Origin of the sequence: Pseudomonas migulae (assembly GCF_043225285.1) — a bacterium.
In the GTDB taxonomy this organism is placed as follows: domain Bacteria; phylum Pseudomonadota; class Gammaproteobacteria; order Pseudomonadales; family Pseudomonadaceae; genus Aquipseudomonas; species Aquipseudomonas migulae_C.
The window spans coordinates 1,102,787-1,118,877 of the sequence record NZ_CP171224.1; the positions used below are offsets into that span (position 1 = coordinate 1,102,787).

Genomic DNA, 16,091 nt, shown 5'->3' on the forward strand with positions numbered 1-16,091 from the left:
GTGTTCCTTGTTCAAAATTGAATGCGCCTGCGACCCATCGCCTCCCAAGGTTCTGGATTACGCGCTGCACGGTTAGAATAGCCGCCACCTTACGCAAGATGCGACCCGCACATGACCGATCTGACGCTTTATCACAACCCGCGCTGCTCGAAATCCCGCGGTGCGCTCGAACTGCTCGAAGCCCGTGGCCTGACCCCGACCGTGGTCCGCTACCTCGAGACCCCGCTGGACGCCGCGCAATTGCAGAGCCTGCTGAAAAAGCTCGGCCTCAGCGCCCGGCAGCTGCTCCGCACCGGCGAGGACGAATACAAAACCCTCAACCTCGCTGATGCCAGCCTGAGCGAGGCGCAATTGATCGCGGCCATCGCGGCGCATCCGAAACTGATGGAGCGACCGATTCTCGAAGTCGGCGACAAAGCCGTCATCGGCCGTCCGCCGGAGAATGTACTGGAGTTGCTGCCGTGAGTGCGCCGTACATTCTGGTCCTGTATTACAGCCGCAGCGGCTCGACCAATGAAATGGCGCGGCAGATTGCACGTGGTGTCGAGCAGTCCGGGATGGAAGCGCGACTGCGTACCGTGCCGGCGATCTCCACCGAGTGCGAAGCGGTGTCGCCGGATATTCCGGATGAAGGCGCGCTGTACGCCAGCCTCGACGACCTGAAGAACTGCGCGGGCCTGGCACTTGGCAGCCCGACGCGTTTCGGCAACATGGCCGCGCCGCTCAAGTACTTCCTCGACGGCACCAGCAACCTGTGGCTGACGGGCGCGCTGGTGGGCAAACCGGCTGGCGTGTTCACCTCTACCGCCAGCCTGCACGGCGGTCAGGAAACCACGCTGCTGTCGATGATGCTGCCGCTGCTGCACCACGGCATGCTGATCACCGGCCTGCCGTACAGCGAATCCGCATTGCTGGAAACCCGTGGCGGCGGCACCCCGTACGGCGCCAGTCATCACGCCGGCGCCGATGGCAAACTGGGTTTGAATGAACATGAAGTGGCGCTGTGCCGGGCCCTGGGCCTGCGGCTGGCGAAGACCGCGCAAAAACTGGTGAGCTGAGATGGCGAAAAAGCCGAAGATCCTGCCGTCCATCGAATGGCTCGAACCGCGGGTTCGGGCGATGCGTGTCATCAGCCTGTTGTGCTATTTCGGCCTTGTGGGGCTGCTCTGCGCCTACTACCTGGCGGTCGCCGACCTGCATGGCGCGCGGCCGTGGGTGATTCTGCTGATCGAACTGGTGCCGCTGCTGTTGCTGGCGCCAGGGATGATCGTCGGCAGCGCACGCGGGCATTCGTGGATGTGTTTTGTGGTGAACCTGTATTTCATCAAGGGCGCACTGGCGGCGTATGACCCGAACCGGCAGGTGTTCGGTTTGCTGGAAATGGGCGCGAGCCTGGCGGTGTTCTGCTCGGCACTGTTGTATGTGCGGTGGCGGTTTCAGTTGAATCGCAAACTGGCTGGCGAGGGCGAGATTTCCGTCGCCTGACAGATCGCCATCGCGAGCAGGCTCGCTCCTACAGGTTTTGTGGACGACACAATTCCCCTGTGGGAGCGAGCCTGCTCGCGATGGAGTCGACGCGGTCTCAATGATTGGCTGTGTAGGCGAGCATCATCGAAATCTGGCTCATCGGCCGCCCGCCGCTTTCTTCATGCCACTGGTTGAACACGCCCTGCACCGTGGCCAGGTCCCGCAGGCTGGTCGGCACTTTGTCGATGACTTTCTGCGCGTTCAGCGCCGCCACCACGTCATAGCTCGGCACAAAGGTGTCCTTGCCGACCATGCGCAGGAATCGCGGAGCCGACAGCCCACCCAATTGATGGCCGCGCTTTTTCAGGTACGTCCACAACCCGACAATATCGGTCACCGGCCAATCGGCGATCAACGCACCAAAGCTACCCCGTCCATGGGCCTCGTCCAGCACGAACTGCGCATTGCGCGGCACGCTCTTGAGCTTGCCCAGGTGGCGGATGATCCGCGCGTCCTGCATCAGGCGCTCAAGGTGTTCGGCGCTCATCAGCACGACTTTTTCCGGGTCGAACTTGAAGAACACTTCTTCGAAGGCCGGCCACTTGGCATCCACCAGGCTGTGCTTGAGCCCGGCGCGGAACACGCGCAGCGCCATGGTCGAGAGGTAGCGGTCGTCGCTGATCTTGCGCAATTGCGCGGGAGTCTTGGGAACGGGCAGATGGGCTTCCAGTTCGGCTGCGGAACCGAAGCGGTTCAGACAGTATTCGTGCAGCCACTTGTAATCGCGCATGCCCTCTCCTGATGAGTAGGTAAATAGACCACTGTGGGAGCCAGCCCGCTGGCGATGGCGGCGGATCAGTCAACAATGAAGTGTCTGACCCACCGCAATCGCCAGCAGGCTGGCTCCCACAGTGATTGTGTTTAGAGGTTTACAACGTTTACGAACCGCGACATCGCGGTCTCGTCGATACGCAGGCTGGTGAAGTCGAACAGGTTGCGGTCCGCCAATTGCGAGGGGATCACGTTCTGCAAGCTGCGGAAGATGCTTTCGGTACGGCCCGGGGTCTTGCGTTCCCAGTCCAGCAACATCTCCTTGACCACCTGACGCTGCAGGTTTTCCTGCGAACCGCAGAGGTTGCACGGGATGATCGGGAATTGCTTGAGGTCCGAATAGGCCTGAATGTCTTTCTCGTTGCAGTAAGCCAGCGGGCGGATCACCACGTTGCGGCCGTCGTCGGCGCGCAGTTTCGGCGGCATGGCCTTGAGCGAACCGTTGAAGAACATGTTGAGGAAGAACGTCTCGACGATGTCGTCGCGATGGTGACCGAGGGCCATCTTGGTCGCGCCGATTTCATCGGCAAAGGTGTAGAGCGTGCCGCGACGCAGGCGCGAGCACAGCGAGCAGGTGGTCTTGCCTTCCGGGATCAGCTCCTTGACCACCGAGTAAGTGTCTTTCTCGACGATGTGGTACTCGATGCCCAGCTCTTTCAGGTAGGCCGGCAGCACATGCTCCGGGAAGCCCGGCTGCTTCTGGTCCATGTTCACGGCGACGATTTCGAACTTGATCGGCGCGACCTTCTGCAAATGCATCAGCACATCGAGCATGGTGTAGCTGTCCTTGCCGCCGGACAGGCAGACCATGACCCTGTCGCCGTCTTCAATCATGTTGAAATCGGCGACAGCCTCACCGGCCTGTCGGCGAAGGCGCTTTTGCAGTTTGTTCTGGTTGACCGTGAGAGTGCCCATGACGCGGAATCCGTGAGGTGTGACGAAAGGCCGGCATTTTACGCAAAAACGCGCTGTCGGCGAAGTACCCACGATCCCCCTGTGGTTGACAGTGCCAGCAGCGATTAACAGCCCTGTTTACAGCGCGATTTGCTCTAAAGCCCTGCAACCTGCGGGGTTAAGACCTTTCTATACTGCGAATTAAGGTCGCACACATATCCAGACCTTTACTTACGAGGCCACTTTGGCCTGTAGGCGCTCCACTGGGGGGCGACGGTAAAAACAAGAGGAGTGACTGGCATGATCCATCACGTAGTGGGGCTCTTCACCCACCCCGACCAGGAATGGAAAGAAATCCGTGGCGACCAAGAGGAAAGCATCAGCCACATGTACCTGACCCACACGCTGATTCTGGCGGCGATCCCCGCCGTGTCGGCGTTTATCGGCACCACACAGGTCGGCTGGGTCATCGGCAGTCGAGCGCCGGTGATGCTGACGACAGAAAGCGCGCTATGGATGACGATCATGTCGTACCTGGCGATGCTCGGGGGCGTTGCTGTCATGGGCGCGTTTATCCACTGGATGGCTCGCACCTATGACGCGAATCCGAGCCTGGCCCGTTGCGTTGCGTTTGCGACCTATACCGCGACCCCGCTGTTCATTGGCGGCCTCGCGGCGCTGTACCCACATATGTGGCTGGGGATGATCGTCGGGACGGCGGCCATCTGCTACACGGTGTACCTGTTGTACGTAGGCTTGCCTACTTTCATGAACATTCCATCAGACGAGGGATTCCTGTTTTCCAGTTCGGTGCTTGCGGTGGGCCTGGTGGTGCTGGTGGCCATCATGGCGTTTACCGTGATTGTCTGGGGACTCGGCGTGGGGCCGGTCTATACGAATTAGCAACACATCAAAAAAACCAGATCTGCCAATACAGGCCGCCGCAAGGCGGCCTTCTCATGCCCGGCGATGACCATTCGGCACTTCCACGATTCGCAAGGCCCCAGGGTTGCGGCATACTCGACGTCTCTGGAGATCCATCAAGCATGCCCGAGCAACTCAATACCCGCGTCGAAGACTGTTTCCAACAAGCTGAATCCTTTTTCAAACGAACCTTCAAACGCCCCGTGGTGAGCCTCAAGCTGCGCGGGCAAAAAGCCGGGGTCGCGCACCTGCACGAGAACCTGCTGCGCTTCAATCCGCAGCTGTACCGGGAAAACACCGAAGACTTCCTCAAGCAGACCGTGGCCCACGAGGTTGCGCACCTGATCGCTCACCAGTTGTTTGGCGACCGTATCCAGCCCCACGGCGAAGAGTGGCAATTGATCATGCGCGGCGTGTACGAACTGCCGCCCAATCGTTGCCACACCTATGACGTCAAGCGGCGGAGCGTGACCCGCTACATCTACAAGTGCCCGTGCGCGGACAGCGATTTCCCGTTTTCGGCGCAACGCCATAGCCTGGTGCGGCAGGGGCGGCGGTATTTGTGCCGACGGTGCCGGAGCACGCTGGTGTTCAGTGGAGAGATGCGGGTCGAATAGGTCGGATTTGTGGTGTTTGGGCCGGCCTCATCGCCAGCAGGCTGGCTCCCACAGGGGATCATCGATACGCCACAGATCTATTGTGGGAGCCAGCCTGCTGGCGATGGCGGCCTGACAGGCACTAGAGAATCACTTTGGCACGCCTCAGTTCCTCTATCCGCTGCGCACCAAACCCCAACTCCCCCAGCACCTGGTCTGTATGCTCCCCCAGCGCCGCACCGATATGCCTCGGCGCCGGCAACCCCTCGGAAAACTTCAATGGGCAGGCCATCTGCGCCTGGCTCGACCCGTCCCCGCGCGGCACGTCGGTCACCAGTTCCCGTGCCTGCAACTGCGGATGCTGAACGGCCTCGCTCAACCTCAAAACCGGTTCAACACAGGCATCGAGCTCGGCAAACAGCGCGCACAACTCGGCAAAGTCGTGCTTCTCGAACTCGGTCTGCAGCGCGTCCTTGAGCTTCTTCCGCTGGGCCGGTTGAGGCGACAAGCCCAGCGCCGCCAGTTCCTCCAGCCCCAACGCCGTGCACAGTTGCTTCATGAAATCCGGTTCCAGGCTGCCCACCGACAGCCAGCGACCATCCCGCGAACGGTAGTAGTCGTAGAAGCTGCCGCCATTGAGCACCTGGTCTTCCCTGCACGGCTCCTCGCCGCAGGCCAGGTATCCGGCACCGGCCATGGCGTTCAGGCTGAACGCACAGTCGGTCATGCTCACGTCCAGATGCTGGCCCATCCCGGTGTGCTGCCGGGCGATCACCGCCGCCAGCAGGCCGATCACGCCGTGCAACGAGCCGCCGGCGACATCCGCCACTTGCATGCCCAAGGGCAACGGCCCGCTGTCGGCGCGCCCGGTGTAGCTCGCCAGTCCCGCCAGTGCGAGGTAATTGATGTCGTGGCCGGCGCGATCCCTGTAGGGGCCGGTCTGCCCGTAACCGGTGATCGACACGTAGATCAGCTTCGGGTTGATCGCCTTCAGCGCGCCATAACCCAGGCCCAGGCGCTCCATCACGCCGGGGCGGAACTGTTCCAGGACGATGTCGTAGTCCTGCAGCAACTGCTTGATGATTTCCAGCGCCGCAGGCTGCTTGAGGTCCAGCGCAAGGCTGCGCTTGTTGCGGTTGAGGTAGGCGTGACTGGCCGACACGCCCTGGTCGTGGGGCGGCAGTACGCGCAGCAGGTCCAGGCGGGTCGGCGACTCGATGCGCAGCACTTCGGCGCCCATGTCGGCCAGCAACAGCGAGGCAAACGGCCCCGGCAGCAATGTCGAGAAATCCAGAACCTTGAGTGATGCCAGTGGACCGAGCATGAGTGATCTCCAGTGCGATGCCTCAAGCCTAGGCAGCTGATGGCATTGCAGCAATCACCTGATGTGTCAGCAACTGTGACCGTTACGCTCAAATGGCAGGCATGAAAAAACCCGCCGAAGCGGGTTTTTCCTTTACAGCGAGTGTTACTTGACGTTGCTTGGGGTTGCGCCTTCGGCTACGCCCAGGTCGTCTTCAACGCGCTCGTCGGAGATACCGCGACCGCCCGAAGCCAGCTCGGATTGCAGTACGTCGGTGTCCAGTTCCTTGACCCACTTGGCCACAACGATGGTGGCAACAGCGTTACCCACCAGGTTGGTCAGTGCGCGGGCTTCGGACATGAAACGGTCGATGCCGAGAATCAGCGCCAGACCGGCGACCGGCAGGTGGCCCACAGCGGACAGGGTGGCGGCCAGAACGATGAAGCCCGAACCGGTCACGCCAGCGGCGCCTTTGGAAGACAGCAGCAACACCACCAGCAGGGTGATCTGGTGCGTGATGTCCATGTGGGTGTCAGTGGCCTGGGCAATGAACACCGCGGCCATGGTCAGGTAGATCGCGGTACCGTCGAGGTTGAACGAGTAACCGGTCGGGATCACCAGACCCACGACGGATTTCTTCGCGCCCAGACGCTCCATCTTGATCAGCATGCGCGGCAGTACCGATTCCGAAGAGGAAGTACCCAGCACGATCAGCAGCTCTTCACGGATGTAGCGAATCACTTTCAGCACGCTGAAGCCGTGAGCGCGAGCGATACCGCCCAGCACGATCAGGATGAACAGCAGGCAAGTGATGTAGAAGCACGCCATCAACTGACCCAGTTGCACCAGCGAACCGACACCGTAGGCACCGATGGTGAACGCCATGGCACCGAAGGCACCGATTGGCGCGAGCTTCATGATCATGTTGATGATGTTGAACATCACGTGGGCGAAACGATCGATGAAGTCCAGGATCGGACGGCCGTAGGCACCCAGGCGATGCAGGGCAAAACCGAAGATCACCGAGAACATCAGCACTTGCAGGATGTCACCGGTCGCGAACGCACCGAAGATGGTGTTCGGGATCACGTTCAGCAGGAAGCCAACGACGCTTTGATCAGCACCGGCAGCTACATACTGGGCCACTTTGGAGGCATCCAGAGTGGTCACGTCGATGTGCATGCCGTTGCCCGGCTGGACGATGTTGACCACCACCAGGCCGACCAGCAGTGCGATGGTCGAAACGATTTCGAAGTAGAGCAGCGCGTAACCGCCGGTCTTGCCGACCGACTTCATGTTCTGCATGCCGGCGATACCGCTGACGACGGTGCAGAAGATGATCGGGGCGATGATCATTTTGATCAGCTTGATGAACCCGTCACCCAGTGGCTTGAGGGCCACACCGGTCTGCGGATAGAAATGACCGATCAGAATGCCGATGATGATGGCAACGATCACCTGGAAATACAGGGATTTGTACAGTGGCTGACGAGTCGTCATTGCAAAGTTCCTCAAGGGTGCGCGGTGACAACATCCACCTGTTGCCCGCGACACCAGAATTGCGAACCCTCCTGCACTGGAGGGATTTGTTTTTTCGAGCTGCTCGACGGCAGGCATCTGCTCGTTGTATCGCAAGTGGCGTGCCACCTTTGCCAAAAACCCTGCAAGCCTTTTGACATCAGGGGTTACAGGTTCAACGTGCCACGAACGCATGACAAAACCGTGGCGGATTTCCGCCCATCCGCCAAACCTCGTCCTGCAATTTGGCGGATATCCGCCTTGTTCATCATCAGGCAGCGTGACTACCATCCGTCGTTCAATGACGGATCTGCCTGTTATGCGCGAACGCACCATTGCCAGTCACTTTGCCCGTGCCGTCCTCGGTGGCGCGCGCCGCTTGGGTCATGATTGTTCGGACCTGCTGCAACAACTCGGCATCAGCCCCGAGCTGCTGGACGAACCGCGTGCGCGAATTGCGCCGGAACAGTTCACCCGATTGATCCAGGGCCTGTGGCAGGCCCTCGACGATGAATACCTCGGTTTCGGGCCGGTGCCGAGTAAAACCGGCTGTTTCGCCATGATGTGTCACGCGGTGATTCACTGCCGCAACCTCGATAAGGCGCTGCATCGCGGCTTATTGTTTTATAGCCTATTCCCCGGAGGTCCGCGCCTGACCCTGACCCGCGAAGACGACTTGATCCGCCTGAGCCTCGACGACTCGCGGTTCCGCGACCCGGACCATTTCCTCACGGAAAGCCAGCTCATGGTCTGGCATCGGTTGGGCAGCTGGCTGATTGGCCAGCGCATCCGCCTCGAGCAAGCCACGTTCAGCTACCCGAAGCCCGCACACGGGGCGGAATACGAGTTGCTATTCCCCTGCCCGATGGTGTTTTCCGCCGGGCAGAGCAGCCTGCTGTTTCACAGTCGCTACCTGAACATGCCGCTGCTGCAGGATGAGCGGACGCTCAAGCATTTCCTCGAACGCTCGCCCGCCGACCTGCTGTCGCGCCCCGACGACGGCGACAGTCTGAGCAGCCAGCTGCGCCGCTTGCTCAGCCGTGACAGCGCACGCTGGCCAGACCTCGAAGCGGTGGCCGCGCACCTGCACATCAGCCCGCAGACACTGCGCCGGCATTTGCGGGAAGAAGGGGCGAGTTTTCAGGAATTGAAGGATCAGTTGCGCCGGGACATCGCGATTTATCACCTGGGGCGGGCGGATCTGTCGTTGCAACAGATTGCCGAGCAGCTCGGATTTTCCGAGCCGTCGGCGTTTCATCGGGCGTTCAAGAAGTGGACCGGGCTGACACCCGGCGCCTACCGCGCCCAGGAAAATTGAAACGCCACGATCCCCTGTAGGAGCCAGCTTGCTGGCGATGGCGATTTCAAAGACGCCATCGCCGGCAAGCCGGCTCCTACAGGGGGCGTCGGTGTTCCAGCCATCAAACCACCGGAAAATGAATCCGGAACGCCGCGCCACCCATCGGTGAATCACCCAGCGTCAGCTTGGCGTTGTAACTTTCGATGATGTCCTTGACCACCGCCAGCCCGATCCCCTGTCCCGGATGCTGGCGATCCAGCCGTTCGCCACGCTGCAGGATCCGCGCGCGCTGGTCCGGCGGCACACCCGGCCCGTCGTCCTCGACGCACAACTCGATGCCGCTGAGGGTTTCACGCACGCTGATGCGCACTTCGCCGAGGCACAGGCGATAGGCGTTTTCCAGCAGATTGCCCATCATCTCCAGCAAGGCGCCCTGCTCGATCGGCACGTAGCAGTGCTCCGGCAGATCGAAAGCCACCCGCACACGTTTGTCGCGGTAGACCTTGTCCAGCGTGTCGCACAGGCTTTGCAGCACCGGGCGCAGCCGCACCTGATGGCGCACCAGACCGCTTTTGCGCAGGCTGGCGCGCTGCAATTGATAGCTGATCTGCTGGCTCATGCGTTCGATCTGGGTTTGCAGCACCCAGGCCTGATCACGATCTTCCGGGCGCTGCGCCATGTCCTCACTGACCCCTTGCAACACGGTCAGCGGGGTTTTCAGGCTGTGGGCCAGGTCGTCGAGGGAGTCGCGGTAGCGGCTGCGCTGCTCACGCTCGCTGTGCAACAGACGGTTGAGGGAGCCGGTCAGGCGCAGCAGTTCCCGCGGGTGTTGTTCGCTGAGGCTTTCGCGGGTGCCGCTTTCAATTTCGTCGAGTTCCTGGCTGAGCCGCCGCAGCGCCTGTAACCCCCAGGTCAGGCCGATCCACAGCAAGGCGAGCAGCACCAGCAACGCGGCGCCGAACCCCAGGTAGAGATTTTCCCGCAGGCCTTCGAGGGTGACTTCGTATTCGCGCACCGGTTGCAACGTGACAATGCTGAACGCCGCGCTTTTGCCGCCGAGCAGTTTGACCTCGACGTCATAAACAAAATATTCCTGGCCGTCAGCTTCGCTGATCCGCGCGAATTCGTTGCCGCGCCCGTCGTAGCGCGGTTTGTAGTTGATGTTCTCTTCGCGGGTGCCTTTCGAGCGCCACACCAGGTGACCTTCGCGATCATAGATGTAGCCGAGCAGGCGGCTGTCGGTGAGGTTGAAGCGTTCATCGGGCAGTTGCGCCGGCATCTGCAGGCGGTTGCCCTCGACCCGGGCGGCGGAGATCAGCGTGGTGACGTCCGACGCCAGGCGCTGCTCGATGGAATCCTGCAACGCCAGGCTGAACGCGCCCTGCATCGCCGGCAGCAACGCCAGCATGAACAACACCGCCAACAGGGTGGCGGCGAGCATCAAGCGGACACGAAGCGAACGAATCAAGTGCAGCGCTCATTGAACAGGTAGCCGAGGCCACGCACGGTGTCGATCGGCTTGAACCCGGCCGGCCCTTCGAGTTTGCGCCGCAGGCGGCCGACCAGCACTTCGATCACGTTCGGATCGCGCTCGTCGTCGTCCGGGTAGAGCTGCTCCATCAAGCGGTCCTTGGCCACCACTTGCTGGTGATGGCGCATCAGGTATTCGAGGATCCGGTATTCATAGGCGGTCAGCGCCAGCGGCTGATCGTCGAGGGACGCCTGTTTGCGATTGAGGTCGAGCAACAGCGGTCCGGCGACGATGGTCGACTGGGTGAAGCCGCTGGAGCGGCGCAGCAAGGCATTCAGGCGCGCGTCCAGCTCTTCGAACTGGAACGGCTTGACCACGTAATCGTCGGCACCGGCGGCCAGGCCTTCGACCTTGTCCTGCCAGTTGCCGCGCGCGGTGAGGATCAGGATCGGAAAGGTCTTGCCCCGGGAGCGCAACTGGCGGATCAGGTCGAGGCCGCCCATGCCGGGCAGGCCGAGGTCGATCACCGCCAGGTCATGGTTGAACTGCTCGGTCTGGTACAGCGCCTCTTCGGCGTTGGCCACGGATTCGACCACGTGGCCGCTGTCCGTCAGGCGGGTTTGCAGGTGATGGCGCAGCAGCGCTTCATCTTCGACGACCAGCAGTTTCATAACGCTCTCCCAGGCAAATCAACCTCTCCAGAGGTACAGCGACGCGTAGCTTCAGGACAGATCATAGCGGCCCATGAGGTCTTCCTGACGGAGTTTAATGCCATTGTGCGAGACCGACACGTTGGCGTAACCGGCGCGGTAATCGGCCGGCAGGTTCTGTTGGCCCAAAGGCGCACCCCAGGCACTGTCATGACTGACCACGTCGATCGCGCTGAAGCGGTTCAAGAGGTGGGATTTTTTCAGCCTCTCACCGGTCTTCCCGACAAGGCTGTCGAGATTATCGCCGGAAGCGAACGCCGCGGTGCTCGCGCTCAACACAGTGAAGGCCAGAAGCAGGTTTTTAAAGCCAGTCATCAGGGAATGTCCTCATGCGCAGGTGCTTGGGTACGACGCTACATTACGCAACGGCCCCTGAACTCCCCCTGAACACAGTCTGAACCTGAGCTGAATCAAATCGACTAGGCTGTTTTAACGACTTTTTGCAGGAGAACCGATCATGCGCATATTCCTCGCCGCACTGTTGCTGGCCTTGAGCGGGCTCAGCCAGGCCGCCATCAAGACCCAGGAAATTCCTTATCAGAGCCCCGACGGCACCAAGCTGATTGGGTATTACGCTTACGACGACGCCATCAAAGGTCCACGCCCCGGCGTGGTGGTCGTGCATGAATGGTGGGGGCTCAACGAGTACACCAAGCGTCGCGCCCGTGACCTCGCGGGTCTGGGCTACAGCGCCCTGGCCATCGACATGTACGGCGACGGCAAGAACACCGAGCATCCCAAGGACGCCATGTCCTTTATGCAGGCGGCCTTGAAGGACAGCGCCGCCTCCAGTGCTCGCTTCCAGGCCGGCCTCGACCTGTTGAAGAAACAGGCGCAAACCGATCCGGACAAGATCGCCGCCATCGGTTACTGCTTCGGCGGTGGCGTGGTGTTGAATGCGGCGCGCCAGGGCTTACCGCTCGCGGGGGTGGTGAGCTTCCACGGCTCGCTGGCGACCCAGACCCCGGCCACACCGGGTAGCGTGAAGGCGAAGATTCTTGTGGAGCACGGCGCCCTGGACAGTATGGTGACGGCGGAAAATGTCGCGGCATTCAAGAGCGAGATGGACAAAGCCGGGGCGGACTATCAATTCGTCAACCTGGAGGGGGCCAAGCATGGGTTCAGCAATCCGGATGCGGATCGGTTGAGTCATGGTGACCATGGCGGGCCGGACATTGGTTACAGCAAGGCAGCGGATGAGAAGTCCTGGACGGATATGCAGGCGTTCTTCAAGAAGATATTTGGTTGATCGGATAGACCACAGCGCGGCCATCGCGAGCAGGCTCGCTCCCACATTTGAAATGCATTCCAATGTGGGAGCGAGCCTGCTCGCGATTGGCCGCGCCGCGGTTCTGAACCTTTGCACTACCCAGCCCGAGGGCAACCCGGCAAAATGCCCGACATGAATGCCCTCCCCGCCCTGCCCGTCTGCTGCACTCCACTCGATGCCCATTGGCCGCTGCCGTTCGTGCTGCCCGATACGGTGCTGCTGAGCACGCACTTCGACACCTCGCAATTGGCCAGCGATGACTTTCAGCGCAGTGCCATTGAACCGCCGGCGACCATCCAGCGTTCGGTGGCCAAGCGTCAGGCCGAGTTTCTCGCCGGGAGAATTTGCGCCCGGGCGGCGCTGCAGCAACTGGAAGGACTGAATGTCGTCCCGGCCATCGGCGAAGACCGCGCGCCGGTCTGGCCGGCGCACATCAGTGGCTCGATTACCCACAGCACCGGCCGGGCGGCGGCGATCGTCGCGCAGAAACGCCATTGGCGCGGCCTGGGCATGGACCTGGAAAACCTGCTCAACCCTGAGCGGGCGGAACGCCTGGCCGGGGAAATCCTCACGCCACCCGAGTTGCAGCGGATGGCCGCAGGCCGTCGCGATCAACTGGCGCTGCTGGTGACGCTGACCTTTTCGGTGAAGGAAAGCCTGTTCAAGGCGCTGTACCCGATCGTCCGGCAGCGCTTTTATTTTGAACATGCCGAAGTGCTGGAGTGGACCGAGGCTGGGGAGGTGCGGCTGCGGTTGCTGACCGACCTGTCCAGTGAATGGCGCAACGGTACCGAGCTGGATGCGCAGTTCGGGGTGAAAGATGGGCAGTTGTTGAGTCTGGTCAGTATCAAGGCCTGAAGATATGCAGTGTCGAATCGGGCCTCATCGCGAGCAGGCTCGCTCCCACACTGGATCTATGCCGGACCCAAAATCCCCTGTGGGAGCGAGCCTGCTCGCGATGGCGGCAGATCATTCACCCCCCATCTCAACGCTTCTCCTGATTGCGCGGCCAGCTCAAGCTGAAGCAAGCCCCACCCAGGCTCTTGCTCTTGCTGATCAGCGCCCGCCCGTCATGCCAATGAATAATCCGCCGCACGATCGACAACCCCAGCCCGTGCCCGCCCGACGCGCGCGTGCGGCTGTCATCCAGGCGCAGGAACGGGGTGAAAATTTTCTCCCAGGCTGATTCCGGAACGCCTGGCCCGTCATCTTCAATGTCGACCCGGCAACGCTGCTGCCCCACCTGATAACTGACGGTCACCCGCGATTGCGCGTGGCGCATGGCGTTGCTCACCAGGTTCTGAATCGCCCGGTGCAGATAGCGCGGCTCGGCCTCGACCCAGGCATCGTCGCAATCGGCCGCCGACAGGCACAACCCGCGCTGCACCGTGACATCTGCACGCAGGGGCGCGAGTTCTTCGATCACCTGATTGACCAGCGCATCCAGGTCGATGCGCTGGAAATTCAGCGCCGGCGAACCCTGTTCCAGTCGTGCATAGGTGAGCATCTCGTCCACCAGCCGGTCCAGGTCCTCAATGTCGTGGTCCATGCCTTCGCAATATTTTTCCAACGCCTGCGGTGTGGTCGCCGAACCGATCATCTCCAGGCCAAAACGCAGGCGCGCCACCGGCGTGCGCAACTCGTGGGACACCGCGCGCACCAGCTCCCGCTGCACCGCCAGCAACTGCTGCAAGTGCTCCGCCATGCCGTTGAACGCCGACGCCAGGCGCCCGACCGAGTCGGCCCCGCGTGCCGGCACTCGGGTTTCCAGGCTGCCCTTGGCGATGCGCGTGGCGGCGGCTTCGAGGCCACGCAAGCGGCGCTCCAGCTGCCGCACCAGTAAATAGACGATCAAGCCGATCAGGCTCAAACCGAGGGCTGCAATCAGCACCAGCCATTCCGGCGGGTAAGGGTTCATCTGGTACAACGGGCCGATTTCCAGCACCCACGGCGTGCCAACCATGCCGGCAAACACCCGGATCGAATCGCCCTCCTTGCCCAGCGCCATCACCGTGTCGCCTTCCGACACGCGGCGGCTCTGGTCTTCATCCATGTCGGCCTCAGAGACCGTGACCAACCGCAGATCGAAACCGAAGCCCTTCTCCTCCTTGATTTGCGCCAGACGCTTGGGCTGCTCGGCCACCGGCACGCGCACCAGCTCGTCGGCGAGCAGGTAAATCGTCGCCCGGGCCAGTTGTTCGCTGATCTGCTGCACTTCACCGGTGAGCACCAACTGCTCCTGATCGCTGACCAGACGATAAACCTTCGCCGCATGGGGACCGGTCTGCTCGACCAGTGCCTGGCCGCGCAACACGCGGGTGCGCTGGGTCAGGTCGAGGTCGGTCTGGGCGAAGGTCTTCAGCGCCAGCGGAATCCCGAGCAAACGCTCCCACACCAGCAAGGCGCGGTGACGCTGGGTTTCGTTCATCGGTTGCAGGTTGTCGGCCATCAGCGAGAACGTGCCGTGGGCCAGGCGCTCGCGGTACTGCTCGCTGCGCACCTGGTTGAGCATGTGCAACGCCAGCACGCCGAGCACCGCCACCAGAATCAGCGCCGCGCACATGCCGCCATAGATGCGCAGGAAGATCGAATTCACAGCGGCTGATCTACGCAGGCTTCAGGCACGAACAGGTAGCCTTTGCTGCGAATGGTCTTGATCAGTCGCGGGTGGTCCGGGTCGTCGCCGATTTTCGGCCGGATGCGCGAGATGCGCACGTCGATTGAACGGTCCTGGCCGTCATAGCCGATGCCACGCAACGCGGTGAAGATCTCTTCGCGGGAAAGGATGCGTCCGGCATTGGACACCAACAGCCACAGCAGGTCGAACTCGGCGCTGGTCAATTCGATGCCGCTGTCTTGCAGCCAGGCTTCACGCAGGGCGTTGTCGACCACCAGCGGGCCGAATTGCAGGCGTCGCAGTTTTTCCGGGACCGGCTCGGCTGTTTCACTGCGTCGCAGTAGTGCCTGGATGCGCGCCAGCAACAAGCGCGGGCGCACCGGTTTGCACACGTAATCATCGGCGCCCAGGTCGAGGCCGAGGATCTGGTCGGTGTCATCGGTGCGCGCAGTGAGCATCAGGATCGGGCCGTCATATTTGTCGCGGACCTTGCGGCAGATGCTCAGGCCGTCTTCGCCCGGCAGCATGAGGTCGAGGATCACCAGGTCCGGTTTTTCCTTGATGATGCGCGCCGCAGCCAGGGCGCCATTGCCCTCGATCGACACACGCAGGCCATTGGCCTCCAGGTAATCGCGGGTCAGTTCGGCCAGACGCTGGTCGTCTTCCACAATCAATACCTGCCAGGCTTCTTGCTCCACGGTGACCTCTGCTTGCCAACAACACTTATAAGGAAGGATCCGCCCGTCTTTTTGTAATGATTGGGGAGGATAAGAATGCGTCTGTACCGGCCGATTGTATAAACGCCACTCGTCCAGAACACAAGCCGGCAAATGCGTTCGGACAACCCGGTTTTTTGTGATAGGGTTCGCGCCCTTAAAAATCTGGAAGGCTGTTTTCGCTCGTTGAAAATCGTTGAAAATCGCCTCGGTCCAGTAGCGTCGCGGCCTACGCGCCCGTTCCACCTTTCACGCACAATTTACGCACAGGTTTATCCACAGGTAGTACGTTGCAACACCTTCCAAAACGCACTATCTTGTACCCCGGCGCTAAAAAACCCCTACATGTAGGGTTTTCACCAAAAAGCCCAACCACATTTCGGACCCGGAACTCAAGCGCTTTATTGCCTGTTTCCGGTTGAACCAAGCGTCAATTTAAAAGCCCAAACCGCTCATGCGGATGGCACCGTTTTT

Annotated in this window: 17 protein-coding genes; 8 read left to right on the forward strand and 9 right to left on the reverse strand. The window is 61.3% G+C overall.

Annotated features, from left to right (window positions below):
* The first annotated feature begins 111 nt into the window (after positions 1 to 111).
* Genes arsC through ACF6ZU_RS05110 form a run of 3 tightly spaced genes read left to right on the forward strand, consistent with a single transcriptional unit; the run spans position 112 to position 1,485 of the window.
* Positions 112 to 465 (forward strand): arsenate reductase (glutaredoxin), encoded by a 354-nt coding sequence (gene arsC, locus ACF6ZU_RS05100; protein WP_392890807.1) that lies wholly within the window; start codon positions 112 to 114, stop codon positions 463 to 465.
* Complete coding sequence (gene wrbA / locus ACF6ZU_RS05105) at positions 462 to 1,058, forward strand: NAD(P)H:quinone oxidoreductase (protein ID WP_150634163.1); 597 nt, start codon at positions 462 to 464, stop codon at positions 1,056 to 1,058. The genes arsC and wrbA overlap by 4 nt, the downstream gene beginning before the upstream one ends.
* A gap of 1 nt (position 1,059) precedes the next feature.
* The gene (locus tag ACF6ZU_RS05110; protein ID WP_392890808.1) at positions 1,060 to 1,485 is read left to right on the forward strand and encodes a DUF2069 domain-containing protein; all 426 of its coding nucleotides are present in this window, start codon (positions 1,060 to 1,062) and stop codon (positions 1,483 to 1,485) included.
* A gap of 97 nt (positions 1,486 to 1,582) precedes the next feature.
* Here ACF6ZU_RS05110 and ACF6ZU_RS05115 read toward each other — a convergent pair whose 3' ends face one another.
* Together ACF6ZU_RS05115 and ttcA are read right to left on the reverse strand one after the other, a co-directional pair.
* Positions 1,583 to 2,257 carry a DNA-3-methyladenine glycosylase I gene (locus ACF6ZU_RS05115; RefSeq protein ID WP_392890809.1) on the reverse strand — a complete coding sequence of 225 codons (675 nt, stop codon included), beginning with the start codon at positions 2,255 to 2,257 and terminating at the stop codon, positions 1,583 to 1,585.
* A 131-nt stretch (positions 2,258 to 2,388) separates the two neighbouring features.
* Positions 2,389 to 3,213, reverse strand: coding sequence for a tRNA 2-thiocytidine(32) synthetase TtcA (gene ttcA / locus ACF6ZU_RS05120; RefSeq protein ID WP_392890810.1), 825 nt, complete (start codon positions 3,211 to 3,213; stop codon positions 2,389 to 2,391).
* Positions 3,214 to 3,492: 279 nt separating this feature from the next.
* Here ttcA and ACF6ZU_RS05125 point away from each other — a divergent pair, with 279 nt between their 5' ends.
* Positions 3,493 to 4,095 (forward strand): Yip1 family protein, encoded by a 603-nt coding sequence (locus tag ACF6ZU_RS05125; RefSeq protein WP_007899096.1) that lies wholly within the window; start codon positions 3,493 to 3,495, stop codon positions 4,093 to 4,095.
* Between the two features lie 143 nt (positions 4,096 to 4,238).
* Positions 4,239 to 4,733, forward strand: coding sequence for a SprT family zinc-dependent metalloprotease (locus tag ACF6ZU_RS05130; protein WP_392890811.1), 495 nt, complete (start codon positions 4,239 to 4,241; stop codon positions 4,731 to 4,733).
* Between the two features lie 121 nt (positions 4,734 to 4,854).
* On the opposite strand, the gene ACF6ZU_RS05135 is transcribed toward ACF6ZU_RS05130, so the two are convergent.
* A complete protein-coding gene (locus tag ACF6ZU_RS05135; RefSeq protein ID WP_392890812.1) occupies positions 4,855 to 6,036 on the reverse strand; it encodes a CaiB/BaiF CoA transferase family protein in 1,182 nt (393 codons plus the stop codon).
* Between the two features lie 144 nt (positions 6,037 to 6,180).
* The gene (locus tag ACF6ZU_RS05140; RefSeq protein ID WP_392890813.1) at positions 6,181 to 7,515 is read right to left on the reverse strand and encodes a dicarboxylate/amino acid:cation symporter; all 1,335 of its coding nucleotides are present in this window, start codon (positions 7,513 to 7,515) and stop codon (positions 6,181 to 6,183) included.
* Positions 7,516 to 7,852: 337 nt separating this feature from the next.
* On the opposite strand from ACF6ZU_RS05140, the gene ACF6ZU_RS05145 reads away from it, so the two are divergent.
* Positions 7,853 to 8,851 (forward strand): AraC family transcriptional regulator, encoded by a 999-nt coding sequence (locus tag ACF6ZU_RS05145; protein ID WP_392890814.1) that lies wholly within the window; start codon positions 7,853 to 7,855, stop codon positions 8,849 to 8,851.
* Positions 8,852 to 8,954: 103 nt separating this feature from the next.
* On the opposite strand, the gene ACF6ZU_RS05150 is transcribed toward ACF6ZU_RS05145, so the two are convergent.
* Genes ACF6ZU_RS05150 through ACF6ZU_RS05160 form a run of 3 tightly spaced genes read right to left on the reverse strand, consistent with a single transcriptional unit; the run spans position 8,955 to position 11,329 of the window.
* Positions 8,955 to 10,301 carry an ATP-binding protein gene (locus ACF6ZU_RS05150; protein WP_392890815.1) on the reverse strand — a complete coding sequence of 449 codons (1,347 nt, stop codon included), beginning with the start codon at positions 10,299 to 10,301 and terminating at the stop codon, positions 8,955 to 8,957.
* The gene (locus ACF6ZU_RS05155; RefSeq protein ID WP_054054836.1) at positions 10,298 to 10,975 is read right to left on the reverse strand and encodes a response regulator; all 678 of its coding nucleotides are present in this window, start codon (positions 10,973 to 10,975) and stop codon (positions 10,298 to 10,300) included. The genes ACF6ZU_RS05150 and ACF6ZU_RS05155 overlap by 4 nt, the downstream gene beginning before the upstream one ends.
* Positions 10,976 to 11,026: 51 nt before the next feature.
* A complete protein-coding gene (locus tag ACF6ZU_RS05160; protein ID WP_392890816.1) occupies positions 11,027 to 11,329 on the reverse strand; it encodes a hypothetical protein in 303 nt (100 codons plus the stop codon).
* A gap of 142 nt (positions 11,330 to 11,471) precedes the next feature.
* On the opposite strand from ACF6ZU_RS05160, the gene ACF6ZU_RS05165 reads away from it, so the two are divergent.
* Both ACF6ZU_RS05165 and ACF6ZU_RS05170 read left to right on the forward strand, forming a co-directional pair.
* Positions 11,472 to 12,263, forward strand: coding sequence for a dienelactone hydrolase family protein (locus ACF6ZU_RS05165; RefSeq protein ID WP_392890817.1), 792 nt, complete (start codon positions 11,472 to 11,474; stop codon positions 12,261 to 12,263).
* A 153-nt stretch (positions 12,264 to 12,416) separates the two neighbouring features.
* Entirely contained in the window at positions 12,417 to 13,142 is a 726-nt protein-coding gene (locus tag ACF6ZU_RS05170; RefSeq protein WP_392890818.1) for a 4'-phosphopantetheinyl transferase, read from the forward strand.
* 127 nt (positions 13,143 to 13,269) lie between these two features.
* Here the strand turns inward: ACF6ZU_RS05170 and ACF6ZU_RS05175 are convergent, their stop codons facing one another.
* Positions 13,270 to 14,880: an ATP-binding protein gene (locus ACF6ZU_RS05175; protein WP_392890819.1), complete on the reverse strand. Its 1,611-nt coding sequence runs from the start codon at positions 14,878 to 14,880 to the stop codon at positions 13,270 to 13,272.
* On the reverse strand, positions 14,877 to 15,599 hold the full coding sequence (locus ACF6ZU_RS05180; protein WP_392890820.1) for a response regulator: 723 nt from the start codon (positions 15,597 to 15,599) through the stop codon (positions 14,877 to 14,879). Before ACF6ZU_RS05180 ends, ACF6ZU_RS05175 begins: the two co-directional genes overlap by 4 nt.
* Positions 15,600 to 16,091: the final 492 nt, after the last annotated feature.